21 protein-coding genes, 2 tRNA genes and 2 pseudogenes are annotated in these 25,136 nt (G+C 63.2%); 8 read left to right on the top strand and 17 right to left on the bottom strand.

The window, feature by feature from the left end:
* Nucleotides 1-27: 27 nt before the first annotated feature.
* Entirely contained in the window at nt 28-558 is a 531-nt protein-coding gene (ppa, locus tag N554_RS0113135) for an inorganic diphosphatase (RefSeq protein ID WP_029583886.1), read from the top strand.
* Between the two features lie 164 nt (nt 559-722).
* Nucleotides 723-2,203, top strand: a pseudogene (locus tag N554_RS35785) (M20 family peptidase).
* Between the two features lie 45 nt (nt 2,204-2,248).
* On the opposite strand, the gene folD reads toward N554_RS35785, so the two are convergent.
* The 3 genes from folD to N554_RS0113115 are packed head-to-tail and all read right to left on the bottom strand — an operon-like array spanning nt 2,249 to nt 3,782.
* Nucleotides 2,249-3,133 carry a bifunctional methylenetetrahydrofolate dehydrogenase/methenyltetrahydrofolate cyclohydrolase FolD gene (folD, locus tag N554_RS0113125; RefSeq protein WP_029583885.1) on the bottom strand — a complete coding sequence of 295 codons (885 nt, stop codon included), beginning with the start codon at nt 3,131-3,133 and terminating at the stop codon, nt 2,249-2,251.
* An 18-nt stretch (nt 3,134-3,151) separates the two neighbouring features.
* Complete coding sequence (locus N554_RS0113120; RefSeq protein WP_029583884.1) at nt 3,152-3,472, bottom strand: DUF167 domain-containing protein; 321 nt, start codon at nt 3,470-3,472, stop codon at nt 3,152-3,154.
* A 19-nt stretch (nt 3,473-3,491) separates the two neighbouring features.
* Nucleotides 3,492-3,782 (bottom strand): YggT family protein, encoded by a 291-nt coding sequence (locus N554_RS0113115; RefSeq protein WP_029583883.1) that lies wholly within the window; start codon nt 3,780-3,782, stop codon nt 3,492-3,494.
* A 185-nt stretch (nt 3,783-3,967) separates the two neighbouring features.
* On the opposite strand from N554_RS0113115, the gene N554_RS0113110 reads away from it, so the two are divergent.
* Nucleotides 3,968-4,043 (top strand) — tRNA-Ala (locus N554_RS0113110).
* 125 nt (nt 4,044-4,168) lie between these two features.
* Here N554_RS0113110 and N554_RS41985 read toward each other — a convergent pair.
* From N554_RS41985 to N554_RS0113080, 6 genes and pseudogenes are all read right to left on the bottom strand, one after another.
* A pseudogene (locus N554_RS41985) lies at nt 4,169-4,338 on the bottom strand (enoyl-CoA hydratase); the annotation flags it as partial.
* Nucleotides 4,339-4,669: 331 nt separating this feature from the next.
* On the bottom strand, nt 4,670-5,452 hold the full coding sequence (locus N554_RS0113100) for an SDR family NAD(P)-dependent oxidoreductase (protein WP_029583882.1): 783 nt from the start codon (nt 5,450-5,452) through the stop codon (nt 4,670-4,672).
* A gap of 268 nt (nt 5,453-5,720) precedes the next feature.
* Nucleotides 5,721-6,200 (bottom strand): tellurite resistance TerB family protein, encoded by a 480-nt coding sequence (locus tag N554_RS0113095; RefSeq protein ID WP_029583881.1) that lies wholly within the window; start codon nt 6,198-6,200, stop codon nt 5,721-5,723.
* A 250-nt stretch (nt 6,201-6,450) separates the two neighbouring features.
* A complete protein-coding gene (locus N554_RS0113090; protein WP_029583880.1) occupies nt 6,451-7,863 on the bottom strand; it encodes an adenylate/guanylate cyclase domain-containing protein in 1,413 nt (470 codons plus the stop codon).
* A 47-nt stretch (nt 7,864-7,910) separates the two neighbouring features.
* Complete coding sequence (locus N554_RS0113085; protein ID WP_029583879.1) at nt 7,911-9,290, bottom strand: cytochrome P450; 1,380 nt, start codon at nt 9,288-9,290, stop codon at nt 7,911-7,913.
* 147 nt (nt 9,291-9,437) lie between these two features.
* Complete coding sequence (locus N554_RS0113080) at nt 9,438-10,811, bottom strand: hydrolase (RefSeq protein ID WP_029583878.1); 1,374 nt, start codon at nt 10,809-10,811, stop codon at nt 9,438-9,440.
* 149 nt (nt 10,812-10,960) lie between these two features.
* Between N554_RS0113080 and N554_RS0113075 the strand changes: the two genes are divergently transcribed.
* Nucleotides 10,961-12,646 (top strand): MFS transporter, encoded by a 1,686-nt coding sequence (locus tag N554_RS0113075; protein WP_029583877.1) that lies wholly within the window; start codon nt 10,961-10,963, stop codon nt 12,644-12,646.
* Between the two features lie 27 nt (nt 12,647-12,673).
* Here the strand turns inward: N554_RS0113075 and N554_RS35780 are convergent, their stop codons facing one another.
* Nucleotides 12,674-12,889: a hypothetical protein gene (locus tag N554_RS35780; protein ID WP_036053064.1), complete on the bottom strand. Its 216-nt coding sequence runs from the start codon at nt 12,887-12,889 to the stop codon at nt 12,674-12,676.
* A gap of 177 nt (nt 12,890-13,066) precedes the next feature.
* A complete protein-coding gene (locus N554_RS0113060; RefSeq protein WP_029583876.1) occupies nt 13,067-13,345 on the bottom strand; it encodes a hypothetical protein in 279 nt (92 codons plus the stop codon).
* Between the two features lie 405 nt (nt 13,346-13,750).
* On the opposite strand from N554_RS0113060, the gene N554_RS0113055 reads away from it, so the two are divergent.
* Nucleotides 13,751-14,797, top strand: coding sequence for a polysaccharide deacetylase family protein (locus N554_RS0113055; RefSeq protein WP_029583875.1), 1,047 nt, complete (start codon nt 13,751-13,753; stop codon nt 14,795-14,797).
* A gap of 188 nt (nt 14,798-14,985) precedes the next feature.
* Here N554_RS0113055 and N554_RS0113050 read toward each other — a convergent pair whose 3' ends face one another.
* The 5 genes from N554_RS0113050 to N554_RS0113020 all read right to left on the bottom strand — a co-directional run bounded on the left by N554_RS0113050 (nt 14,986) and on the right by N554_RS0113020 (nt 20,755).
* Nucleotides 14,986-15,327, bottom strand: a complete 342-nt coding sequence (locus N554_RS0113050; RefSeq protein WP_029583874.1) for a hypothetical protein — start codon at nt 15,325-15,327, stop codon at nt 14,986-14,988.
* A 1,481-nt stretch (nt 15,328-16,808) separates the two neighbouring features.
* Nucleotides 16,809-16,884, bottom strand: a tRNA-Thr gene (locus N554_RS0113035).
* A 100-nt stretch (nt 16,885-16,984) separates the two neighbouring features.
* On the bottom strand, nt 16,985-18,700 hold the full coding sequence (locus N554_RS0113030) for a heme biosynthesis protein HemY (protein WP_029583871.1): 1,716 nt from the start codon (nt 18,698-18,700) through the stop codon (nt 16,985-16,987).
* A 7-nt stretch (nt 18,701-18,707) separates the two neighbouring features.
* Nucleotides 18,708-19,844 (bottom strand): COG4223 family protein, encoded by a 1,137-nt coding sequence (locus N554_RS0113025; protein WP_029583870.1) that lies wholly within the window; start codon nt 19,842-19,844, stop codon nt 18,708-18,710.
* Between the two features lie 173 nt (nt 19,845-20,017).
* Complete coding sequence (locus N554_RS0113020) at nt 20,018-20,755, bottom strand: uroporphyrinogen-III synthase (RefSeq protein WP_029583869.1); 738 nt, start codon at nt 20,753-20,755, stop codon at nt 20,018-20,020.
* Between the two features lie 229 nt (nt 20,756-20,984).
* On the opposite strand from N554_RS0113020, the gene tsaD reads away from it, so the two are divergent.
* The 3 genes from tsaD to N554_RS0113005 all read left to right on the top strand — a co-directional run bounded on the left by tsaD (nt 20,985) and on the right by N554_RS0113005 (nt 23,547).
* Entirely contained in the window at nt 20,985-22,058 is a 1,074-nt protein-coding gene (gene tsaD, locus N554_RS0113015; protein ID WP_029583868.1) for a tRNA (adenosine(37)-N6)-threonylcarbamoyltransferase complex transferase subunit TsaD, read from the top strand.
* A 92-nt stretch (nt 22,059-22,150) separates the two neighbouring features.
* A complete protein-coding gene (locus N554_RS0113010) occupies nt 22,151-23,131 on the top strand; it encodes an NAD(P)H-dependent glycerol-3-phosphate dehydrogenase (RefSeq protein WP_029583867.1) in 981 nt (326 codons plus the stop codon).
* Between the two features lie 2 nt (nt 23,132-23,133).
* Nucleotides 23,134-23,547, top strand: a complete 414-nt coding sequence (locus N554_RS0113005; RefSeq protein WP_029583866.1) for an EVE domain-containing protein — start codon at nt 23,134-23,136, stop codon at nt 23,545-23,547.
* Between the two features lie 99 nt (nt 23,548-23,646).
* Here the strand turns inward: N554_RS0113005 and N554_RS0113000 are convergent, their stop codons facing one another.
* Nucleotides 23,647-24,747: a DNA topoisomerase IB gene (locus tag N554_RS0113000; RefSeq protein WP_029583865.1), complete on the bottom strand. Its 1,101-nt coding sequence runs from the start codon at nt 24,745-24,747 to the stop codon at nt 23,647-23,649.
* Nucleotides 24,748-25,136: the final 389 nt, after the last annotated feature.

The following is a 25,136-nucleotide window of genomic DNA, read 5'->3' as shown; positions in this document are numbered from 1 at the left end:
GAACCTCAAAGCTTCGCGGAGCCATCCATGCGCATTGACGCCATTTCGATCGGAATCGACCCGCCACGTGACGTCAACGTCATCATCGAAGTGCCTGTTGGGGGCGAGCCGATCAAATATGAAATGGACAAGGAGGCCGGCACGCTTGTCGTCGACCGGTTTCTTTATACCGCCATGCGCTATCCCGGAAACTATGGCTTCATTCCGCATACACTATCGGGCGATGGCGATCCTTGCGATGTGCTGGTCGCCAACACCCGCGCGATCGTCCCCGGCGCGGTGATAAACGTGCGGCCGGTCGGCGTGCTGCTGATGGAAGACGAGGCCGGCGGCGACGAGAAGATCATCGCGGTGCCGTCGTCGAAACTGACCCAGCGCTACGACAAGATAAAGACCTACAGCGATCTGCCCGACATCACGCTGCAGCAGATCCAGCACTTCTTCGAGCACTACAAGGATCTCGAACGCGGAAAATGGGTGAAGGTGTTGCGATGGGGCGGCGCTGATGATGCGCATCAGCTGATCCTGGAAGCCATCGCGCGGGCCGAGGCGAAGTAAGCCTTAGAGCGGCGCGTCATACTCCTCATCCCGAGCAGCCCGCTCTTGCGGGCGTCTCGAAGGCTGAGTTCCTACGAAGGATAAGCACCTATAAAGTGAAGAACCGCTGGCCTCATGGTCAGAGACGCGCGACCACGCGCTTCACCATGAGGAAAAAGGATCCCATGCGCCGGCTGATAAAGCTAATCCGCAACATCGCACTACTGGTGATCGCAGCAATCGGGATTGTCGCGGGCGTGCTGCTGTTCAACGTCATCACTCACGGGTCGCGGCAAATTCAGGTGTCCGCGGTGCCGCGTGTAGCCGTCGACCAGCAGGGCGCGGCAGTGCGGCTTAGCGAGGCGATCCGCTTCCAGACTATTTCGAATTTTCTCAACCCTGAACAGGGAGCCGACGCGCTGCTCGGCCTGCAGGCGCATATCGGCAAGAGTTTTCCGGCATTTCATGCCGCAGCCAAGCGCGAAATCGTGGGTCGATACAGCCTGCTCTACACCTGGGGGGCAGCGATTCCAAGTCGCCGCCGATCGCGCTACTGGCGCATCAGGACGTGGTGCCGGTCGCGCCGGGCACCGAGAAGGACTGGCACCAACCGCCCTTCGATGGCGTCGTCAGCGACGGATTTATCTGGGGCCGCGGATCGTGGGACGACAAAGGCAACCTCTATTCGATGCTCGAGGCCGCCGAGCAGATGGCCAAGGGCGGATTTCGCCCCAAACGAACCATCTATTTCGCGTTCGGCCATGACGAGGAGGTCGCCGGCACTCGCGGCGCCAAGGCAATCGCCGCTACTCTCGCCTCGCGCGGGGTCCGCCTCGACTTCGTACTCGATGAAGGCTTGTTGATCGCCGAAGGCATCATGAAGGGCCTCGATAGACCGGCCGCATTGGTCGGTGTTGCCGAGAAGGGCTACGCCACGCTGGTGTTGACGGCGCATGCAACGTCCGGCCACTCGTCGATGCCGCCGCGCCAGACCGCGATCGGCATGATGAGTGCTGCCTTGGCGCGGTTGGAAGACCATCGCCTGCCGATGCAGATTCGCGGCACTGTCTCAGAGATGTTTGACACCCTGGCGCCTGAGATGAGCGGCTTCAACCGCGTCGTGCTGTCCAATCTGTGGCTGTTGAAGCCGCTGTTGTTGCGTGAATTCGAGAAAAGCGGACCCACCGAAGCCATGGTCCGCACCACCACCGCGCTGACGATCTTCAATGCCGGCGACAAGGATAACGTGCTGCCCGGCAACGCCACGACCACCGTCAACTTCCGACTGATCCCCGGCGATACGCAAACAAGCGTGACCGATCATGTTCGCTCGACCATCGGCAACGATCGTATCTCCGTAGAACCGTTTTCCGGGAATACCGATCCGCCGCCGGTGACTGGCACCGCGAGCCCATCTTTCCAGCTGCTCAACCGAACCATTCGGGAGATTTTTCCCGACGTCATCGTTGCACCTGGCCTGATGGTAGCTGCGACTGACTCGCGTCATTACGCTGACATTGCCGACAACATTTTCCGGTTCTCGCCGGTGCGGGCCAACTCCGACGACCTGAAGCGGTTTCACGGCACCAACGAGCGCCTCAGCATCGAAGGTTATGCCGACATGATCCGGTTTTATCGGCGGCTGATCGAGAACGCGGCGGGGTGACGGCTCTATTCGTCTCCCTCTCCCGCAAGCGGGAGAGGGGAAGAGTCACGCCCTCGGCTTAGGCAACCCGTGAATCGCGCACGCCGCACGCAACGTATTGACTAACAGGCATGCCACCGTCATTTGACCGACACCGCCAGGCACCGGCGTAATCGCGCCGGCGACGTCCAACGCCTCTGCAAAGGCGACATCGCCGACCAGACGGGTCTTGCCGTCGGCGCCCGGCAGCCGATTGATTCCGACATCGATCACGGTCGCGCCCGGCTTGATCCAGTCACCGCGCACCATTTCGGGCTTGCCGACGGCGGCGTAAACCAGATCGGCACGGGCACATAGCTGCGGCAGGTCGCGCGAACGCGAATGCGCAATGGTGACCGTGGCGTTTTCATTGAGCAGCAATTGCACCAGGGGACGGCCAACCAGATTAGAGCGGCCGATGACGATGGCGTTCATGCCTTCGAGCGAGGCGTGCACGCTTTTGGTCAAGATGATGCAGCCGAGGGGCGTGCACGGCGACAACGCGACAAATCCGCCGGCGAGGCGTCCGGCGTTGTTCGGATGCAGCCCATCGACGTCCTTGGCGGGATCGATGGCGTTGATGATGGTTTCGGTATGCAGCGGTTTCGGCAGCGGCAGTTGCACGAGAATGCCGTGCACGGCGGGATCGCGATTGAGTTCTCCGATCAGCGCCAGCAAATCATCCTGCGCGACGTCGGCCGGCAATACATGCTCGAACGATGCCATGCCGGCTTCCTGGGTCTGCTTGTGTTTGCTGCGGACGTAGACCTGGCTGGCGGGGTCGCTGCCGACCAGCACCACCGCGAGCCCGGGCGTTAGCCCGTTCTCGCGCCGCACCCGCGCGACCTCGTCGGCGACGCGGCCGCGAAGCTTGGCGGCAATGACTTTTCCATCGATGATCGCGGCCGTCATCTCGATCCTTTCTTCCAATCAGTCCTGCTTGGTGGCAGCCAGCCTTCGCAAGGCATCGCCGAGCCTTGCGGGTTCGCCATCGACGGCAATCTGTTTGAGGCGCGATGTCATGCCGGAGAGAATCCGTACCCTTGCCTTGGGCACCCCGAGCGCTTTCGCAATCAGCTCCGTCACCGCGCGATTGGCCTCGCCACCGTCGGCGATGGCACGGACCCGCACCTTGAGCACGACCCGGCCGTCGGCCAGCGTCTCAACCCCGTCGATATCGTCGCGGCCGCCGCGCGGCGTGACCCGCAGCGCGACACTGATGCCCTGGGTGGAGTAACGCCAAGGGTCCATAAGCGTCCATTGGCTGCGATCAGATCACGTTTGGATAAATATAGTAGGCGATCACCCGCTGGATAAACATGATGATCAGGATCAGGATGATCGGCGAGATATCGAGCCCGCCGAGATTGGGCATGAACGAGCGGATCGGCGCCAGCAGCGGCTCGGTGATCCGGTACAGAAACTCCGCCACCGCGGACACGAAGCCGTTGCGCGTGTTCACGACGTTGAAGGCAATCAGCCAAGACAGGATTGCCGAGGCAATCAACAGCCAGACATAGAGATCGAGAACGATAATGACGATATCGAGAACGGCGCGCATGGGGGATGAGCTCGCGGGGTTTGCTGCCTGCTAGATACCGGTTCCCACCTCCGCAAACAAGGGAAGTTCCCGGCAAAAAGCCCACGAAAAGCGGCGGCTTTTCGCCGTTCTTGACTTGACCTTGACGCAGATTGTAAATGGCGCCGATTGCTGGCCGCCGATGTTGACATTGAGGCGGCTGCGGAGGGGCCATAGCTCAGCTGGGAGAGCGCGTCGTTCGCAATGACGAGGTCGGCGGTTCGATCCCGCCTGGCTCCACCACGCTCCGCCTTCGGCCACACGCGGCGCAGCCACGCAGTCGAAAGCGCACCACGCGGTCGAAAAGCGACGCGTGCCCGTCATGGCCCGCAGGGCGACGACCAGCCTCGGCAAACGAAGACGGCGCCTCTTTCAGTTCCGCGCAACCGTGGCGGCCGACCGATGCGCAGCGCTTCATCGCTCGAGACCCGGCGCGCGGACCTCAAGGAGATCTGAGCGCATTGGCGCGACCGACGGTCCGCGGCAGCATCCAGCTGATGCTGTGCTCGGCGATCGACCCGCAGCGCGCGAAAGCGGATCGCCAAAACGCGGCCGTCGGATGTCCAGCCTGTGCCCGAGCGCCCGCAACGCATTACCGACGGCCCAGCGTCGGGGTTTCCTAGTGCAGGACGATCAGCACCGGCAGCAGAGAATCGGCGGCTGAAGGCGCGGCAGCGCCGGCTTGGGCCCTGTCCGGGAAGCGGAGCACGGTTTGGCCGCTTATTTTGCCCGACTGAAAGGGCATTGATGGCTCTGTGGCGGCTATCAGGCCGGAAGCATGCCTGAGTGGTCGCTAACATCCCGTGAGTTCACGTGAATTCTTGAATTTGGATAAGCGCATCCCGGGCCAAAAATGGCTCCGAGATCATTTATTGGCGCTTCCGGAGCTGAAAACCACCGACCGCCGCCAGGATAAACGCGCGTGGAAACAGCCGGAGCAGAAACGGCACCATTTTGATGCCGAGCCCTGGCAGCACGGCCCGCTTGTTGGCCATCAGCCCGCGATACCCTGCCTGGGCGACATCAGATGCGCTGACATTCAGGATCGCGGAATCAAACCCGGGTTCGAACCCCGCCCGCGCCTGAAATTCCGTCGGCACTGGACCCGGACATAGCGCGGTTACGCGCACGCCACGGGGCGCGAGCTCCTGGTGCAGCGCCTCGCTGAAGGACAGCACATAGGCCTTGGAGGCGTAATATACCGCCATCCCCGGCCCCGGCAGGAAGCCGGCAATCGAGCCGACATTGAGGATGCCGCCGCGATGTCGAATCAGATGATCGGAAAACCGCAACGACAAATCGGTCATCGCGCGGATATTGACGGCGATAATGCCGAGCTGTTCTGGGCGATCCATTTCGATCGCCTTGCCGAACAAACCATAGCCGGCATTGTTGACGACGTATTCGACTTCCACCTCTTCGGCCGCCAAAGCCGCCGCAATTTTGTCCCCGGCATCGGGCTGCTCGAGATCGCAGGAAATCGCAATCGGCGCGGCACCGCCGCTGGCTGTGATTTCGCTCGCCAGCGTCGCCAGGCGATCCGCGCGTCGCGCCACCAGGGCTACCCGATGACCGTTCGATGCAAAAACGCGGGCCAGTTCGGTGCCTATTCCCGCCGAGGCACCGGTAATCAGCGTCACACGCTCAGTCACGATTCAATGCTCTTAAATAAATTGCACGGTATACGGCCAACTCTTGGGACGAGAGCATACGCACTAGGCGGGATGCAAGCCATCTGCAAGTATATCGGCTGTTCCAACCCACAGTACTAACAACCGAGGGGGCAATATTCGGGCTAAACGTTCCCCGGCGCAGGCGGACTGTCTGGTACATTAATGTTTCGTCATGTCCGGTACCGTGCGTTTCGACGCCTCGGAGGGTGCAACCGCAGCGTGTCACATTGCCCGCGGCCGCGATATCTCAACCGCCCGCGGCGGTGGCCGGCGGCCTGCCGGCGGCACGATGCTTGAGATCGATCCGGTCGCGCGAAGAAATCCCCAGCAGATCCGCCGCGCGCCAGACGACGTTATCCTCGAACTCGCTGACCTGGCCATCGACAAAAACCAGCTCCCACATCATCTCGATGATGCGGAGCCGGCCTTCTTCATTCACCGAACGCATGATGACGCTGGTGAAGCGATAGAGATCGACCGCCTGGCCCTCGACCAGCGTGGCCGAGGCGATCAATCGATCCGCGGTGCCTGGATCAAGCCCGAAGCGGCTTTCGATCAGGCTATGAAGCTTGCGCTTTTCGACGTCCGATGGTTCGCCATCGAGCGAAATGACGTGGATCAGCAACGCCGTCGCGGCCAGACGATAACCTGTATCGTCAAATGCTCGACTCTCGTGCGCGGTGGGAGAAACAACGTCGGCGATGAATTGGCGTAGTCCGTCCAGCATCAATCTTTCTACCGAATCGTGTGAGGCCTGTATCGTGTGAAGCCTGTCGGCCGCGACATCAGCGGCAATTGAGAATATATGGGTTGGAAAATCGTCGGACGCAATCCGTGCGATTTCGGCCACACCATTACCATTCAGCAATCCCGCCGGCATTCCGGGGCGCGCACTGGCGCGAATCAGGGATCTCGAAATTCTCCGCTGTGCAATTGCACGTCTGAGGCCTGGTGCCTGACGCACCATCCCGGATTGCTCAGGGTATTTCGTAAACCACGATCTTGTCGGCAATGCCGCGCAGCGCCGCCTGCTTTTGAATCGGCGTAATCGCTTCCTTGTCCAGGATGGCGGCTACTGCCGGTGCTTCGATCACCGGCCCCGTGATGTGGATTTCCTGCGAGGTCGACAGGCTCTGAACCCGGGCGGCGATGTTGACGGTCTGGCCGAAATAGTCCTGCCGCTCGTTGAGCATGACGGCGAGGCACGGCCCTTCGTGGATGCCGATCTTGACCACGAGATCATCTCTCCCACGCTCAACATTGAGCGCGTCCATCGCGGCACGCATCCTTAAGCCGGCGACGATCGCATGTTCGGGCCTGATGAAGGTCGCCATCACGGCATCGCCGATCGTTTTCACGACCGCGCCCTTCTCCGAGGAGATGATCTCCAATAGCGCGTGGAAATGCGCGCGCACCAGATCGAATGCAGCGAGGTCCCCGACTCGTTCGTATAGCGCGGTCGAGCCCTTGAGGTCGGTGAAGAGAAACGTCAGCGAGGTGATCTTGAGGCGTTGATCGATATTGAGATTGTCGGCCTTGAAAACATCACGGAAGGTCTGGTTGGTCAGCATCCGCTTGGCGGTGACGAACGGCTTGCGCTTGCCTATCAGGTGATGCATCGCATCTCCCGCGATAAAGACCGATGGCAGCACCCGTACGCCGGCCTGGTTCTCGAGCGACAGCCGCAGCGGTCCCGGCCGCAACGTCACCGTTGCACCGGTCGGCGACGGCGTCTTCTTGTAGACCAGCGATAGCGGTTGACGTTCCCTGGTCGGCTCGCCCTGAACGTCGATGAATTGTGCTGAGTGCGTGACCGGCTCGAACACGATGATGAATTCCTTCGGCACCTGCAGCGACAGCACTGCCTTTTCGCCCGCCGGCAGTTCAAGCGTATCCAGCGTCACCTCATCGGCAAGCGTTGCAACCGATTCGTTGTCGAAATCGAGCCCGGAACTCCAGAACACCTGTTTGTAGTATTCCCAGACCGGCAGCGTGTTGGGGTCATGCGCCGCGATGCGCCTGACCCGGGGACTGACGGTGAAGGCCACCTCGACCTGCTCGTCGACCGAGGCCTCGTAGCCGCAGGCGCATAATCCGCAGTGATAGTCGTCGTGGCGCAGCGATTTCAGCGTGCTGTGGGCATCGAGCACGCCGCCGCAACCCGGGCACAGCACGTTCCAGGTGAGATCGAACAGCCCCAGCTGCGATGCATGGAGGAAGCCGGAAATCACCCGCTCTTCGTCGAGCCCAGTACGGGCCGCGAAATCCAACAGGTTGATTCGGTTGAGTTCGTGGTCCTCGCCCTTTTCGACCAGCTCTCCGATCGCATCCGCCACCGCCGGATCAGCCGTCTGTTTCAGCAGCGAAATCTGGGCCTGAATATCGCTCATGCCCCAAGTTTAGAGCAGATTGCGCAGGCGTCCAAGCAATGCGTTCGTCACCGACGCGTGATGCGGAACATCGGCGAGCGATCGGGCTGCGTCGTCACCACGCCGACTGGCAGCACCGGCTGCTTGTCGAGAAGCTCGACGCGGAACGCGCCGATCAGCTTGCCCAGCGCCAATGTGGCCTCCACCAGCGCAAAATGCGCACCGATGCAGACCCGCGCCCCGACGCCGAACGGCAGGTAGGCAAAGCGATCGGGCGGTAGAGAAGGCGGCATGAAGCGCGGCGGGATGAACGCGTTCGGATCGCGCCAGAGCTTTTCATGCCGGTGTAACAGCCACGGCGAGATCAGGATCACATCCCTTTTTTTGACGGGCAGCCCTGCAATCGTATCCGGACCAGCGGCAGCGCGCGCGATCAGAAAGGCCGGCGGATAAAGCCGCATGGTCTCGTCGATCACCGCGCGGGTAAATTTCAGCCGCTCGACATCCAGTGCGCCATTCCCGGCAACCGCCTGAACTTCGGCGGCCAGTTCGTCTTGGGTCGCTGGGTCGAGCGCCAACAGATACAGCGACCAGAACAGCGCGGTGGCGGTGGTCTCGTGACCGGCGAGAATCATCGTCGCCACCTGATCGCCAAGCTGTTCGTCGGTGAAGGCTGCGCCGGTCTCGGGGTCGCGCGCAGCACCCATCAGGTCGAACAGGTCGCGCGGCGGGTCGCCTTCCTTCTTGCCGGCCGCACGACGCTCGGCCATCAGCATGGCAATGAAGCGCGTCCATCGCTTGCGGAAGCGTGCGCGGGAGAAATCCTGCGGACTGGGCCAGCCAAGGGGCAACAGCAGGTCGAGAAAATGCGGCCGCGCCAAACGCCGGCCGTACTCCATCACGAACTCGCGCAGCGCCGGGCCATGGCGGCCCATCTCGAACGAAAACATCGTGCGGCCGGCGATCTCGAGCGTCATCCGCTGCATGGTTTCACGCAGATCGACCGGCTCGGCACAAGCCGCGCGAAGTTTCGCGATCGTCTCATCGGTCACCGTGATCATGTGCGGGATGAGCGGGGTAACGGCGCGCGGCGTAAACGCCGGCGCCAGCGTTCTTCGCTGATGCTTCCATGCGCGCCCTTCTGCGATCAGCAGGCCTTCGCCAAGCACCGGACGCAACACCCGGATGCCGGCCGGCGTGCGCGTGTAGTTTTCGTAGTTGTCGACCAGTACATGCCGGATCGCGTCAGGCGTGTTGAGAATGAAACTGCTGCGCCCGAAGAAGCTGCCCTGGACGATGTCCTCTTCATAGGCGCGCTGCCCCCAGGTTCCGATCACGCTCTCGCGCATCGCCGCCATCCGCCCCAGCGCCGTCAGGTTATCGGAGGCGCGCGGCGGGCTCGGGGGCACCAGCGTAATCGGCATCTCGTGGGCTTCGGCTGTGCTCACTTACGACCTCGCAAATCAAAGCCCGGATGAGCTCTTGCGAAATCCGCGACTTGCTGCACTCGCGCGACCCGTTGGCTCAAACGGCTGACCAGCTAATATCAGGTCCACGATCCCGGCGCCATCAACGCGGGCGGATCGAGAAGGCAGCTAATACGTCAGCTCGGCCACGGTAATCCTGTTTTCCGATGCCGGCCACGCCCGCGCCACGATCCGCTCCTGGTTGAACAGCGCCGCAACCGGACGCCCGACATCGGTGGATGAAAGCCGCAACGTGCTGCTCGAGTCGGTCGGCACGCCAAGCTTCACATCGCTCGGCTCCTTGCCGTCGAGCAGCACCACATCGCGGGGAAGACCCAAATATCCCCGCGGCCGCGACATGATGACGACAGCGCCGGCCCCGGCATCGGCGGGCCCCAAGGCGCGCGCGGCGCGAAGATGCATGACGTCACACGAGCGCGGAAACGGAGAATGGTAGACGTGCGTGGTGGTCGAACCGGCCGACGTGAGCACGATCTCGAGATACCAGGAGGGATCAACCTGTGCCGGGCCCCAGTGTCCGCTAGCGCCGGTTTGCGAGGTGTGAATCGCAGCGCCGATGCGTTCGCCGGTTTCGGGCGATACGCGATAGACTTCCACCGATGCGCCCGCCACGGGACGATTGCTCTGAACGCCGCCAGGCATGCCCGTCACCAGGCCGCTGAGTTTGACTTCGGCTTCCGGTGTAATCGCTAGTCTGTCCGGCTCGCGGCCGGCGATGAACTTATAAATCTCGCGAAACGCGCGCGGATGATACGCCGTCTCGCGATGGTCGACCCCGCTGAGCACGAGATTGGTTGCGCCTTTCAACGCCGGGCCTTCTGCGGTGATTCCGGTCGGCACGCCGGGCTTGCCGACGAAGCGGCCATCGGCTTGCGCGTATTTATCCATGTTGTCGCTGCGCAAGGTCAGGAACGCCGTGCCCGGCGTCACTTCGCCCTCGCCTTCATTGAGGGCACGCAGGAACGGACCACGGCCGTTGAACTCATTGCCGAGATTGTCGTCCCAATCAAAGGCGCCATGATTGGGCACGCCGCACAGCACGGCGTGGCTGACATCGGTGCCGCCGCCATTCTTGATGTAGCTCCGGACGGAATAGCCGCCGCGCGAATTGGCGACGAGAGCGACACGCGCTGCACCGGTGCGGCGTTTCAATTCCTTGATGGCGTCCGCGAGTTCGCGGCGCTGATCCTCGGTCGAGGAGCGGTTTGGTTGCGACACCGAATCGTCGGACCGCGCTAACGGATCGGTAAAGTTGATTTCGAACATCCGCTCGCGCGGAACGCCATTGGATTCCATCCGCCACAGCGTCGTGATCCATAGCGCCGCGTGATCGCCATTGCCATGCACGAACAGAACCGGCGGAACTTCAGCGGCGCTCGGGACGATCGGAGGGGCCTGCGCAAAGGCTAAAGATGCGAAGCTCCCGGCTGCCCAAGGCATGGCTCCCATGCCTTGCAACAGCGCTCGCCGAGATAGGCCCATTTCATGATCTCCACTTATTTTCCGCATCTTAGCGGCCCATTGTGACCGCCGATAGCGGACTGACCACTGGACAGAGAAAGACTTTCGCGGGCATCACTTTAAATCGCCGGGAATCAGATGCCGGTCCAGGACTGGCGTATACGGAAGCTATGACGGAACAGCCGAAACGCTCCTTGTTTGCCGCCGACGGCGTCGCGGCCCCGCTGCGGTATGCGGTGTTCCGGCGCATCTGGCTGGCGAGCCTGCTCTCCAACCTTGGACTTTTGATCCAGGGGGTCGGCGCCGCCTGGGCCATGACGCAGATGACGACATCCGCCGACATGGTGGCGCTGGTCCAGACCGCTTTGATGCTGCCGATCATGCTGATTTCGATGCCGGCCGGCGCCGTCGCCGACATGTATGACCGCCGCATCGTGGCGCTGGTCTCGCTGTCGATCGCACTGGTCGGCGCGACGGCGCTTTCGGTGCTGGCGTGGCTCGGCCTCGTCACCCCGCAAATCCTGCTGATCTTCTGCTTCATCGTCGGCAGCGGCATGGCGCTGTTCGGACCGGCATGGCAGTCCTCGGTCACCGAGCAGGTGCCGGCCGAAACCTTGCCGTCCGCGGTGGCGCTGAACGGCATCAGCTACAACATCGCGCGAAGCTTTGGTCCAGCTATCGGCGGCATCGTCGTCGCTACCGCCGGTGCGGTCGCGGCCTTCGCCGCCAATGCCGTGCTCTACATCCCGCTTCTGGTCGTGCTGTTTCTCTGGCGCCGCACCACCGAGCCGTCGCGCCTGCCTCGCGAGCGCCTCAACCGGGCCATCGTGTCGGGCGTGCGCTATATTGCCAACTCGCCGTCGATCCGCATTGTGCTGGCGCGCACGTTAGTGACCGGCGTGATCGGCGGTTCGGTATCGGCACTGATGCCGTTGGTCGCGCGCGACCTCTTGCACGGCGGCGCGCAAACCTACGGCATCATGCTCGGTGCATTCGGCATGGGCGCGGTAATCGGCGCGCTGAACATCACCGCGGTGCGCAAACGAATGAACGGCGAGGCCGCGGTGCGCGCCTGCACGCTATCGATGGCGGGCGCGATCGCAGCGGTGGCCCTGAGTCGGGAACCGGTGCTGACCGCAGCCGCGCTGGTGATTGCCGGCGCGGTGTGGATGCTGGCGGTCGCATTGTTCAACATCGGCGTGCAGCTCTCCGCGCCGCGCTGGGTGGCGGGCCGCTCGTTGGCGGCCTTCCAGGCGTCGATCGCCGGCGGCATCGCGATCGGCAGCTGGGGCTGGGGGCGTCTCACCGACGCCGCCGGCGTGGAAACAGCGCTGCTGGTTTCCGCCGCCCTGATGTTCGCCTCGCCGCTGCTGGGATTGTGGCTGCGCATGCCGCCGGTCGGCGCCCGCAACGAAGATGCGGAAGTGCTGGCCGACCCCGAGGTACGGCTGCCGCTGACGGGGCGCAGCGGGCCGCTGGTGGTCGAAATCGAATATCGCGTCGATCAGGAAAGCGCCCGCGCCTTCCACAATGTGATGCAGGAAGTGCAGCTCAGTCGCCAGCGCAACGGCGCCTATGGCTGGTCGATCGCGCGCGATATCGCCGACCCCGAACTGTGGACCGAGCGCTATCATTGCCCGACCTGGCTCGACTATCTGCGCCAGCGCAATCGCACGACGCAATCGGAACGCGCGCTGCATCAGCGCGCGATCGATTTTCATCTCGGGCCGGATCCGATACGCGTCCGCCGCATGCTGGAACGGCCGTTCGGATCGGTGCGCTGGAAGGAAGACACTCCTGACCGCGCCGCGAACGAGGTGCTGCCGGTCGCGACAGCGGCGGGCAGCAGCACGTAAAATCCCACCACCGTCATTCCGCGGCGCTTACTGCCCGTGATCGGCCAAAATCTTCGAGCAGGCCCGGCTGAGCCGACCACGGTGCTGCTTCAGGCACGCCAGAACGATCTGGTCGCCCTCATTCATCTGAGCGCGGCAAAAACGCGAGACATCCCGCGCGCAGGCGTCATGTCCCGGCCGCTGCTGCGCTGACGCCGCTGAAGCGATCAGAACAAGCGGAATGATGAAAAGAAATCTGGCCATCTTGTCTTGCCTTCATACGCGTCCATGAAAGCAATCAAATTCTGATGCAGCATTCGTGTCAATGCGCCCCAACGCGTCACATCCGCGTCGCGGCGCATTGTGCAATGCCGAACCACGTTGCCGTGGGGAACGCCGGCGATGCGGCAGGCGTACCGAGTGCCTGTGCAAAAGCTCGCATTATTGTGCGGCGACCTTGCGGGACTGCTTGGCCAGATCGCCGTCCATCACAGCCCGGCAACCCGTGCTCAGCTCGGCCTTGTGCTTGACCATGCAGGCGGTAATTTTCGGAATGTTGGGGATCTCGGAGCTGCAGAGGCGGAAGGCGTCGCCGGTGCACATCTGCTGCGCCTCGGCGCTGAAGGCAAAGCCTGAGGTCGAGGACAGAGACGAGAAGGAGACGGCGAATGCCAACACCAAACCGGCCTGGCGGATTGTCTTGGAGAAGGAAGCGGTCATTTTCGGCACCTCGGTTAGCCGCAGGTCGCGGCGCGTTGTTGATGTCCATTAGTGCCCCAACGACCTCGTTCGAGCTGTGATGTCCGTCACTGCCAGGTTGGACTGTGACGTGCATCACGTCCCGATGGCAGGCTCCCGCGGAGCAATCCAGAGCCGTCCGGGGCGATGCCAACGGGTCCGCGCAAGGCGCGGCCCGATGGCAGGCTCCGCCCCGAACGCGGAATCCCGAGATTTCCCGATATGCAATCGCACTTCTGAGGTCTGGCGCTAACTCACCATCCTGGAATGACAAAGAACGTCCTGCGCCCAAAATTAGTTCGTCAAATGAAGCCCGCGTTGGTGCGGCGTTAACAACTATTTTCCATTAATGGCTTGGCTAAAATCTTATTCGTGGAAAGAGTACCGATGCGCAATGCGTTAGGGCTGATGCTGGCGAGTGTTGTTACGGCGGTTGTCATCGCCGGAGTGTGGTTCTGGACCTCTTCGCCTCGTGCCGACGTCGCGGCCCCGCAGACCATCAGCGCCCGCGAAGCCGATCGGCTTCCCGCGACCGCCGCCGCCAAGCCGGCTTCGGCCCGTGACAATGACGTCGAGGTCACCGCGGCTCTTTCGGCCAAAGTCTCGGAAAAGCCGACTGCTCCTGCGGCTCCGGCCACGCCGAAGACCGCCTGTGCAAATCCGGATGCACTCGGCGTCGGCCGCATCGTGGAAATCGACACCACCGGGGGACCGGGCTTCGGCTTCGATCATTTCAAGCAGCTCGACTTCCTGGCGGACAAAGAAGTCGTGCTGACATTCGACGACGGCCCGTGGCCGGTGAATACGCCTGCCGTGCTCAAGGCGCTCGCGGACGAATGCACCAAGGCGGTGTTTTTCCCGGTCGGCAAGCACGCGACCTACCATCCCGCAATTCTCAAGCAGGTCGCCGCGGCCGGCCATAGCGTCGGAAGCCACACCTGGTCACATGCCAACTTGAACGGCAAAAAAATGACCGAGCAGCAGGCCAGGGACGAGGTCGAAAAGGGTTTCAGCGCCGTCAAGTTCGCGTTAGGCGCGCCGCCGGCACCGTTCTTTCGGTTTCCGCAACTGCAGCACAACCCCGCGGCGATGGCCCATCTCGGGTCGCGCAACGTCGCGATCTTCTCCTGCGATGTCGACTCCTTCGACTTCAAAGCGAAGGACGCGACGCAAATCGTCAGCACCGTCATGACCAAACTGGATAAGCAGGGCAAAGGCATCATCCTGATGCACGATTTTCAGAAGCACACGGCGGAAGCAATGCCCACGCTGCTTCGCCGCCTAAAGGCCGGCGGCTACAAGGTCGTGCAGATGAAAGCCAAGACGTCGTTGCAGACCTTGGCCGAATACGACGAAGGCCTCGTCAAGGACATGAAGCTGCCGACCGCCGGCAGCCGCCCGGTTGGCAACGTGGTGCAGACGGTTTTGCAGTAGCGGTTAGCCGCGAAATCACGTTGCTTGTTTGAATCGTCATTGCGATTCAACGCGTCGCGCAAAGCGGCCGCGATGACAGGCTCCGCGAAGCAACCCACAGCTTACAAGAAGCAAGGACTGGATTGCTTTGCCGCTTTGCTCCTCGCAATGAGGGCGAGTAAAATTCCCGTTCGTGTTCGAAACTCGCCTTACCAATAAATCCCGTGGCGATGCAACTCGCGAACGACGCGGGCTTCGGTCGATTCACGCTTGGGCTTCGGCTTTTCGGTCTTGGCCGTAGGAGTGCTTTTCGCGGCGACCGGATTGGCCTTGTCAGCCGTCGGTCGTTGCACCGTGGTATCGACCGCCGCCGGCCGCTCGACATATTTCGGCGTCTCGACAGGCTTTGGTGCTTCCACGGCTTGCGGCGCTTCGACAGCCTGCTGCTCAGCGGCAGGCGGCTCGTTCGATGCCAGCGCCAAGCCGCGCGTCGCAGCCTGAGCCGTTGCGGATACCAGAACCATCGCTGCGACCAGAACGAATTTGCGCATGTTACGTCTCCTGTAATTGCCGGTTGTTGGCTGATGCGGGAAGGAGACTAAGCCAGTCGATGAGAGAGTTCTGTGAGAGAGATCACGGAGCGCTTTGGAGCGGACGCAGCGACGCTTCTCAACCCGTTCCGGCAAGAGGTTGTCACCTGTGTCAGGTACGACCCGTTGCCTATGTCTCCGGGCCGCACAGTTTGCGCGTCACGCGTTTCGTTTTCGATCTTTTGCCATATTCTTGTGCCATCTTAAACACGCGGAAGCAGCCCGGCATTTCTGAGCAGCGCAATGGCTGGCTCGAGGCTAGACTCGATCTCGATCCAGCGCAGCTTGTTAAAGGAAACGCTCGCCGGAGATCGTGCCGTCTTCCGATGACCTCTCAACATGAATTCTGACAGGAGAACGCAATGGCACGGCTGCCAGTGATTGCTGCAGCAGTTCTCGCGATTGCTGCATCTGCCCCAGTGATTTGTACGACAACAAGCCCAGCATCAGCTCACGAATGGCGTGACAGAGATGGCGATGTGGACCGCGATCTGCGCGATCTTCTCAGGGACAGGATACGGACCCGGCAGGATTTACGGGATCTCGTCGTCGACCTTCTTCAAGACCGGCAAGAATCACGGGGTCGCCTCCGCGAGCGGATGAGCCACTGGCGAGACCGAGACGAAGATGAGGATGATGGAGGCTGGCGCGAGCGCCTGCGCGGGCGGATCGCCGAGCGCATAGCCGAGCGGCGCCGTGGGGGCGAGGACGGAGACGACGATGATGGAGGCTGGCGCGGGCGCCTACGCGGGCGGATCGCCGAGCGCATAGCCGAGCGGCGCCGTGGGGGCGAGGACGGAGATTGTTATTTCCTCACCCGGAGCTTGCGGGCCGAGGACGGGGATTTGCTCGTCATCGTTCGCCGGCGCGTCTGTCGCGACTGAGCATGGCTCCGAAGCGGCCTGCTCTGATTTGATCGGGCTTGGCGCCGGTGTTCGGGAAACATCATGCTCCTGCAATGAGCCAGAGCGGGATGATGATCCGACGAAAGTCATCACGCTCTGGAGTAGTGCCGCTCAACTTGCTCAAAAGTGGAGACCTCGGATGAACAGAGCCTTTGTCGTCACAGCTGTGCTTTTACTTAGTCCGTTCCCCGCCTTCAGCCAGACCGCCCCCGGCGGCGAGGGGCGTGACTCTTCCTACTCCCGAAAGGATCGTGATCTGGAGGATATCCTCCGCGGGATTGGCGACCATGGTCGCGAGGGGATGCGCCGCGGCGGCGGCGCCTCCTTCTTTTTGCGCAGCGGCGACGGGACGGTGGCCGTACGCTGCGATCCGCAGGATTCCATGAAATCATGCGTAGATGCCACTCTCACGCTATTGGATCGGGCCCGCTCGATGCAGCCGTCAGGCGCGGCGCCGGGCGGCACTCCCGGGGGGCAAGCTCCGTCCCGATAAGTTCAACGCCAAGCTCTATGTCTCCGGGCCGGACATCAAAAAAATGGTGCCGCAAGAGGGATTCGAACCCCCGACCCCGTCATTACGAATGACGTGCTCTACCAGCTGAGCTATTGCGGCGGACCATTGGCTTGCGTTCGGCAAGGGCCTGGAAACGCTCGCCCCTGATATCGGGCACCGCCTTGCTTGGCAAGAAAAACGCGCCCGCGCGACGCGCAAATCACCCTCCCCAGCGGGACAGAAAACCGCGCCAGCCGCCGGCCTGGGCTTTGGCCGGACTGATTTGTTCCGCGAATTCGTCTGCGACGGGCTCGTCATCGATCCCGGGATCGTCGGGCGCGCGGACGATTGGAATCACCGCGGGAATGCTGGGCGGAGGGTTTTTCGGGATATCCTGCCGCTGCCGGAACAACGGCGCCGCCGCGACAACAGGCGATTCGGTTTGCGGCGGCGACGGCGCAGCCGCCGCGGGAGCTGCTGTGGGAGATGGTTCGGCCGGAACCAACGCCGGTGAATTGTCCTGCGCCGGCGGCGACGTCGCTGGCGGTGGCGTCACGTCTGCCGGAGGTTCGCGGGGTGGCTCGACGCGGCGCGGCGGCGCGAGCATCGCTTCCTCGAAGGGGGAAGGTTCGACGGTCGTCTGTTTATCCGAAGGCAAGGCTGCAAGCGGCGTCTGCCATTGAAAGGCGTCGAGCCGGCCCGACACCGGCGACACCGGCCGCCAGCGGTCCGAGACATATCCATCCGCGGTCCAGACCGGATCGTGCAGCGCGCGCACCGCGCGCAAGGTCCACGCCCGCGCCCGGCCGCTGTCGCCGTGTTCGGTGCGTTCGATTTCCGCCATCAGCATCGCCACGCGTTGTGTCGGCACTGCTGTGAACGGCGCCAGCGCCTCGCGCGCGCGTGCAAACTCCGAGGCGTCGATCGCGGCACGTGCAACCGCGAGTGCGCTCTCAAGATGCCCGGGCGCCTTGGCGGCCAGCGTCTCGACGCGGATCAGCCGCTGGCGGGCGGAATCGCCTAGCTTCACATGCGCGTAGGCATCGGCGAGATCGGGATGCGGATGCGCCAGCCAGGCGGCCTCCACGATCCGCATCGCACGCCGCACCTGGTGCGCCTCGCTCTCATATTTGCTGGCGAGCACCGCGGCCGGCACCAGGGTCGGCGCGAGCTTCACCGCTTCCATCACGCACTCACGCGACTTATCGCGGTCGACGTGTTCCAGCTCCAGCGCGCGCGCCGTCAGCAACACGCCGCGTTGACGCCGATACACCGCTTTGTCGATCAGCCCGGATGCGAGATTGTCATCGAGGATGGTCAGCGCGCCGCTCCAATCGCCCTTGGCGCAGCGAAATCCCAATACCGCATGCGACGCCCAGGTCGATCCCGGCGCCAGCTTCAGCGCTTCTTCCGCGATCATCACCGCGGCGATGGGATCGTCGGCACGCTGCGCTTCGATGAACAAGCCGCGCAATCCCAACAGCCGCGTGTCGCCGCGTTCGGCCATGGTGCGGAACGCCGCTCTCGCCCCTTCGCGGTCGCCGTCGAGCTGCGCCGATTGCGCGTGCAAGAGTAACGCAAGCGGATCATGCGCGGCATTGCGGCGCGCGACATCGGCGTGCTGGCGGGCCGCAGCGGAATCGCCCTGGCCGATCGCGAGCAGCCCCTGGGTGATGGCATGCCGGCCGCGCGCCTGACGGCGTTCGCGGCGGCCGCGCCGGATTCGCTCGGGCATGCGCCAGAGCGCAAGCAAAATCGTCCAGGCCAGCATCGCGGCGACGACGGTGATGCCTAGCGCCAGTGCGAATACCGGCAGCGAAGCTTCGATACGCCAGCCGCTGATAGACAGCGTGACTTCGCCGGTGTGATCGGCCATCCACGCCGCACCCGCGGCAGCGAGCGCGATCAACACCAAAAACAGAATGATCCGGTACATCGAGTTCCTATTGCCGCGGTTTGGCGAGCGCCGCCATCGCATCATCTGCAAATTGACGTGATGCGGCGAGCGCCGCGTCGCGCGCATCGGCTTTCTCGATCCATGATTGGGCTGCGGCGCGATCGGCAGGCGCCAGCGTCTTCAACTCGCGCCGCGCCTCGGCGAAATCGTTGCGCAGCGCCGCCGCCGTGACCCGTGCGACCACAGCGCCGCGATCGTTGCCGACACCATCGGTGCGTTCGATGCGGACAAGCTTTGCGGCGCCGGCCTGCAGGCGATCGACAATGCTTGTGCCGGTCGTGGAATTCTCCGGCGCCGGCGGCGACAGCTTTGGTACCAGGGTCAGCAGCTCGCGGCTGAGGCCAGCCGCGCTCGGCACGCCCGAGGCCGCAAAGCCATCGAGCGGCTTCACCGCATCTGCGTTCTCCGACAGTGATTTCGCCGCTGCCAGTGCGGCGGGATAGGGATCGCCGGTCCGAACCAGAACATCGAGCAAGGCTGCCGCCACGATCCGGCGCAGCGGCACATCATCTGCAGCCCTAGCGCTTTCCTGGGCGATCTCGGCACCCTGGGCGCCCGTAGCGCGCTCTAGTCCGGCGATGCGCTCGTTGATCGCAGAAAGATCCACCGGGGATGCTGATTCGAGCGGCGCTGCTTTCACGTCATCGACGGCAGCGGCCAACTTCGCCGACTGCGCGCGCGCAGTTGCGAGTTCGCTACGCAGCGAGGCCAAGGATTTTTCCAGTGCCTCGATACGGATGGCTGCCGCCGGGTCGGGCGCTGCGGCCGGAGGCTTGCTGGTCTTGGACTCGACGCTCGCGACACGCGCGGCGAGATCATCGATTGCAGCCGCGTTGACCTGAGGCGCGACTGGCGTCGCTGGCAAAACCGCAGGCCATCCGAGAATCCAGGCCACAGCGATCACCAGTGAGGCGGCGACTGCGCCGGAAACGGCCGCAATGACCCAAGACGAAATCGCCGCGGCCGTGGACTGCTGGGAACTGCGCTCTGGCTCGGCTTCACCGCCCACCTTCCCGGTCTCGCCGGGCACTTCGGTAGCTTCCAGGTCGATGGTCGGCGGCGCGCGTTTGGCACGGCCCGGATCCGGCGATTGATCGGTAGGTTCGGGGTTGTCATCGACCATCCCTGCGGTTCCCTAACTGTTACAGCCGAACGTACCAGATTCGGCATGTCCTCTCTGAGTCTCGGTTCTGATTGAATCGGAACCTAATGGACTGTTTTGACGCGTTTTCTTGACGCGAGCGGTATCGGATCAAGTCCGAGGGCATGCTTCGCTCGAAAAGCTTTGTAGCGCGATCAGGAGCGCAAAGCACGATCGAGCGCCTCGAACAAGGCATTTTCATCCGGCGACGCCGCCACCATGACTTGCATGGCTCCGGCGTCGCGGACCACGGAGGCTACCGTAGCGGAGATGCAGCATTGCGGGATCGCCAATGCCGATATTTCGACGCCGGCGGCCCGCACGGCTTCCAGAAACACGCGCGCGCTGCGCTGTGAATAGTGCAGCACTGCTTCGATCCGGTTGGCTGCAAAGGCGTCACATACTTCGCGCGGCAGGCTGGACATGGCTACCATCCTGTAAGTCGTCCGGGTGACGATGTTGAAGCCGTGATCGCCGAGTTCGCCGGCCAGATCGCGCGATAGATCAGCACCCGCCAGATAAAGCAGCGGGCTCGCTTTCTTCAGCTGCTTCGCCTTCACGCCTGCGAGCACCAGATCGCGCAACCTCGCGGCATCGCCATTTGCTGCGATCACGTTTTCGAAGCCGGCGCGGCGGGCGGCGGCGGCGCTATGTTCGCCAACTGCAAACAGCGGCAGCTTGAGCAATCGACTGCCCTCGAGGTGAGGCTCGATGCCGCGCACCGCATTGGCGCTGGTGACGATAACCGCGCCGTAGCGCGCGTCCTCGTCATCAGGGAACGCGACCGGCTCGAACCGCAGCAGCGGCGCCAGCAGCACCTCAAAACCTTTGGCACGCAGCGCAGAGGCTGTGGCCTCATCGTCAGGATGCGGGCGGGTGACGAGAACAGCCATACATTAACCTCTCGCCAGCAGGCATTCTGCATCAGCGGACGATTGCACCTTGCGACCTCGCAATGCTAGAGCCTGATCGGCGCTGACAGAACCGAGGCTCTAATCTCTTTATTTCGACGCGTTTTCGTTGCGCGACCGGTATCCACTTCGCTTGAAAAACGCTTAGGGTGATACCGAAACGCCGCTTTGGCCGATAGCGCAAGGGCTCAAATTGGATAACGACACGTCAATGCTGGTGTTGGGGATCGAGACCACCTGCGATGAGACCGCAGCCGCCGTGGTGGAACGCCAGAGCGACGGCAGCGGGAAGATTCTGTCCAACATCGTGCGCTCTCAAACCGAGGAGCATGCCGCCTTCGGCGGCGTGGTGCCGGAGATCGCGGCGCGCGCCCATGTCGATGTGCTCGACGGCATCGTGGGCAGTGCGATGAAAGAAGCAGGCGTTGGCTTTGCGCAGCTTTCGGCGGTCGCTGCCGCCGCCGGCCCCGGCCTGATCGGCGGCGTCATCGTGGGCCTGACCACCGCAAAGGCGATCGCGATGGTGCATAACACGCCGCTGCTCGCGGTGAACCATCTCGAAGCCCACGCGCTCACGCCGCGGCTGACCTGCGCGCTGGCGTTTCCCTATTGCCTGTTTCTCGCCTCCGGCGGTCACACCCAGATCGTCGCGGTTGTCGGCGTCGGCAAATATGTGCGGCTTGGCACGACCGTCGATGATGCCATGGGCGAAGCCTTCGACAAGGTCGCCAAGATGCTCGGACTGCCTTATCCGGGCGGACCTGAGGTCGAGCGCGCAGCTGGCGGTGGCGATGCGAAACGGTTTGCGTTTCCGCGGCCGATGCTCGGACGCGACGACGCGAATTTTTCGTTGTCGGGACTGAAGACCGCCGTGCGAAACGAGGCCAGCCGGCTGGCCCCGTTGGAGCCGCAGGACATCAGCGATCTCTGCGCCAGCTTTCAGGCCGCGGTGCTGGAATCGACGGCTGACCGCCTCAGCGTCGGCCTGAGACTTTTTCACGAACAATTCGGCCCGCCCCGCGCCCTGGTCGCCGCCGGCGGCGTTGCCGCCAATCAGGCGATCCGTGGCGCGTTGCAGGATGTCGCCGCAAGAGCGCAGACCACGCTGATCATTCCGCCGCCCGCCTTGTGCACAGATAACGGCGCGATGATCGCCTGGGCCGGTGCCGAGCGGCTGGCGCTCGGCATGACTGATACAATGGACGCACCGCCCCGCGCACGCTGGCTGCTCGATGCAAACGCCACCGCGCCGGCCGGATTTGCAAATACGCGTGCGGGTTTCTAGAGATTTTTGGATGAATGGGGAATCTTGCCGCGATCGCCTTCCTTACCTCTCTCCGCAGGAGCGGGGCGAGGGAGCATAGCTGAGGCTTTCCGATGTCGTCGTTCAATTCAGTCGCGGTGATCGGCGCCGGCGCGTGGGGCACGGCGCTGGCGGGCGTTGCCGCACGGGCCGGACGCGATGTCGTTCTCTACGCGCGTAGCTCGGAGAGCGCGGCACAGATTGCGGCAACGCGCGCCAATCCAAAATTGTCCGGCGCGCGGCTGGAGGCGAGCGTCAGGCTGACGGACAATATGGCCGTTGCCGCACGCGCAGACATTATTTTGATTGCGACGCCCGCGCAGAATTTACGCGAGGCCGTCACGGCGCTTGCCCCTCATCTCGTCACGGCGACGCCTGTTATCGCCTGCGCCAAGGGTATCGAGCGCGGCACGCACAGGTTCATGACCGAAGTGATCGCGGAAGCCGCCCCCGACGCCATGCCGGCGATCCTGTCAGGGCCGAGTTTTGCTGACGACGTCGCACGCGGCCTTCCAACTGCCGTCACGCTGGCCGCCAATGATGAGCAGCTCGCCGGCTCGCTGGTGCAGGCGCTGGGCTCGTCAACCTTCCGGCCCTACCACACCACAGATGTCCGCGGCGTCGAGATCGGCGGCGCGGCGAAAAACGTGCTGGCGATCGCGGCCGGTATCGTGGTCGGCAGGAAGCTGGGTGCATCGGCGCAGGCCGCATTGACCACGCGCGGCTTCAGCGAACTGATGCGGCTCGGGCGCGCCTGCGGCGCGCGCAGCGAAACCATGTCGGGTCTTTCAGGCCTGGGCGACCTGATCCTGACCTGCTCCAGCCCCCAATCGCGCAATCTCGCACTCGGCATCGCGCTCGGGCGTGGCGAGCGGCCGCCACGCGACAGGCTTGCCGAAGGCGAATTCACCGCACCGGTGCTGATCGAACTGGCGGCTTCGCAAAATGTCGATATGCCGGTATCAAATGCCGTCGCGGCGATCCTAAGCGGCGCAATGACGATCGACGCGGCGATCGAAAGCTTGCTGACGCGCCCATTCAAGGCGGAGGGATGACCATGGCGTACTGGCTGGTGAAATCCGAACCTTCGAGCTGGTCATGGGACCAGCAAGTGGCGAAAGGCGCCAAGGGCGAGGCCTGGACCGGCGTGCGCAATTTCACCGCACGGCAGAACCTCGTGAAGATGAAGAAAGGCGACCTCGCCTTCTTCTATCATTCCAACGAGGGCAAGGAGATCGTCGGCATAGCGGAGGTGATCAAGGAGGCCTATCCCGATCCGAGCGACAAGACCGGCAAATTTGTTTGCGTCGACCTGAAGGCGGACAAGCCCCTGAAGACGCCGGTGACGATGGCCGCCATCAAGGCGGACAAGCGGTTGGTCGACATGGCGCTGGTGAAATATTCGCGGCTGTCGGTGCAGCCGGTGACCGCGGAGGAATGGAAGATCGTCTGCAAGATGGGTGGGCTCTAACCCCGCCTCATCCCGAGGAGGCGCGCTGGCGCCGTCTCGAAGGATGCGCGGTCATGGTTCGAGACGCAAAGACGTGCTCCTCGCCACGATGAGGAAAGATTAAGCCGCAGCGGTCGCGACCACCTGGGCCAGGAGTTGCTCGCGCTTCGATTGCGAGCGATAGCCCTTCATCGTTGCCGCAAAGCGCTCGAGGATGCCATCTTCGAAGGCGGTGACGATGGTATCGTGCACGTAGCTCTTGCGGCAGATCGCCGGCGTATTCGATAGTTCGTCCGCGGCGGCGCGCACGGCTTCCAGCACCTGCTTGCGGCGGCCGCGGGCGCTCGCCGCCGGCGAAATCCGCGACAGCGATTCCAGCACCACGGCGGATGCCATCAGGGTGCGAAAATCCTTGAGCGAAATCTTGATGCCGGCAATCTCGCGCAGGAACGCGTTGACCGACGTGGTGCTGACACCGCGGACGTTGCCGGAATTGTCCCTGTACTGAAACATCCGCTTGCCCGGCACGCCGCGCAGGATACCGATGGCGCGAACCAACTTGGCCGCGTCGCATTCCTTGCGCACGGCCTTGCCGCCCTTGGCCTTGAAGGTCAGCACCACACAATCGTCTTCGAGCACGACGTTCGATTTCAGAAGCGTGGTAGCGCCGCGGGTACCGCTGAGACGGGCATAGGACTCATTGCCTGGACGGATCGCGGTGCGCGCGATCAGTTCGATTACCGCTGCCAGCGCGAATTCCCGCGTCGGCGCGTCACCCGACAGATGCATCGAGACGTTGCGGCGAATTTTCGGCAAGGCCGCGACCAGCCGCGCCAGCCGATGTGCCTTGCGCTGTTCGCGAACCTTTTCCCAATCGGCGTGATAGCGGTACTGCAGTCGGCCCGCGGCGTCGCGGCCGACGGCCTGCAGGTGCGAGGCCGGATCCGGCGAATAGCGGACCTCGGCATAGGCCGGGGGCACCGCCATCGAGTGAAGGCGCTTGATCGTGCCGGTGTGCCGGATTGCAGTACCGTTGGCGCGAACGAATGAATAGCTTTTTCCCCGCTTGATGCGGCGAATGGTCAATTTATTCTGGTCGCCGAGCTTCAACCCGAGCTCTTTGGCGAGGAATTCAACTGAGGTGCGGGCTCCCGGCGTTACGACAACCTGCGGATCGGCGGAAGCGGGCCGCGTAGCCTCGAAATTCTGCTGATCCATCATGACCTTAGACGCCTTGCTCCTGGTACGCCCTGCTAATGCCGATTGTTGGTCTTTGGTTCCGGCAGGCCGCCTGGGCCCGGGGAGGCCATTTAGGGGGTATTCGCCCCGGGCGCCAGCCCGTCATCGAAAAATTGCGGTTTCTGGTTACCGTTTAACCAGCAGGCAAGCGCCGCGTGCGGCTTTTTGACCTTCCGAAACCGATTCGTGATGGCAGCCAGGCCGCCGGCCTGCGCCGCCTCGCCTGCAATTGATCGCGCGCAACAATCAAGCCCCGCCAAAGGTTGTATCTGTTCCGCTTGTCGGCGCTGGCCGCGCCGACGCATAATTGTTTTGACAATGAAGACGGCTTGCAGTGTCGCCTTCACTGGCCGCAAGGGTGGGAGGATGTG

The sequence above is a fragment of the Bradyrhizobium sp. URHD0069 genome, assembly GCF_000701345.1.
Taxonomy (GTDB): Bacteria; Pseudomonadota; Alphaproteobacteria; order Rhizobiales; family Xanthobacteraceae; genus Bradyrhizobium.
This window is presented reverse-complemented; position numbering and strand designations above follow the sequence as displayed.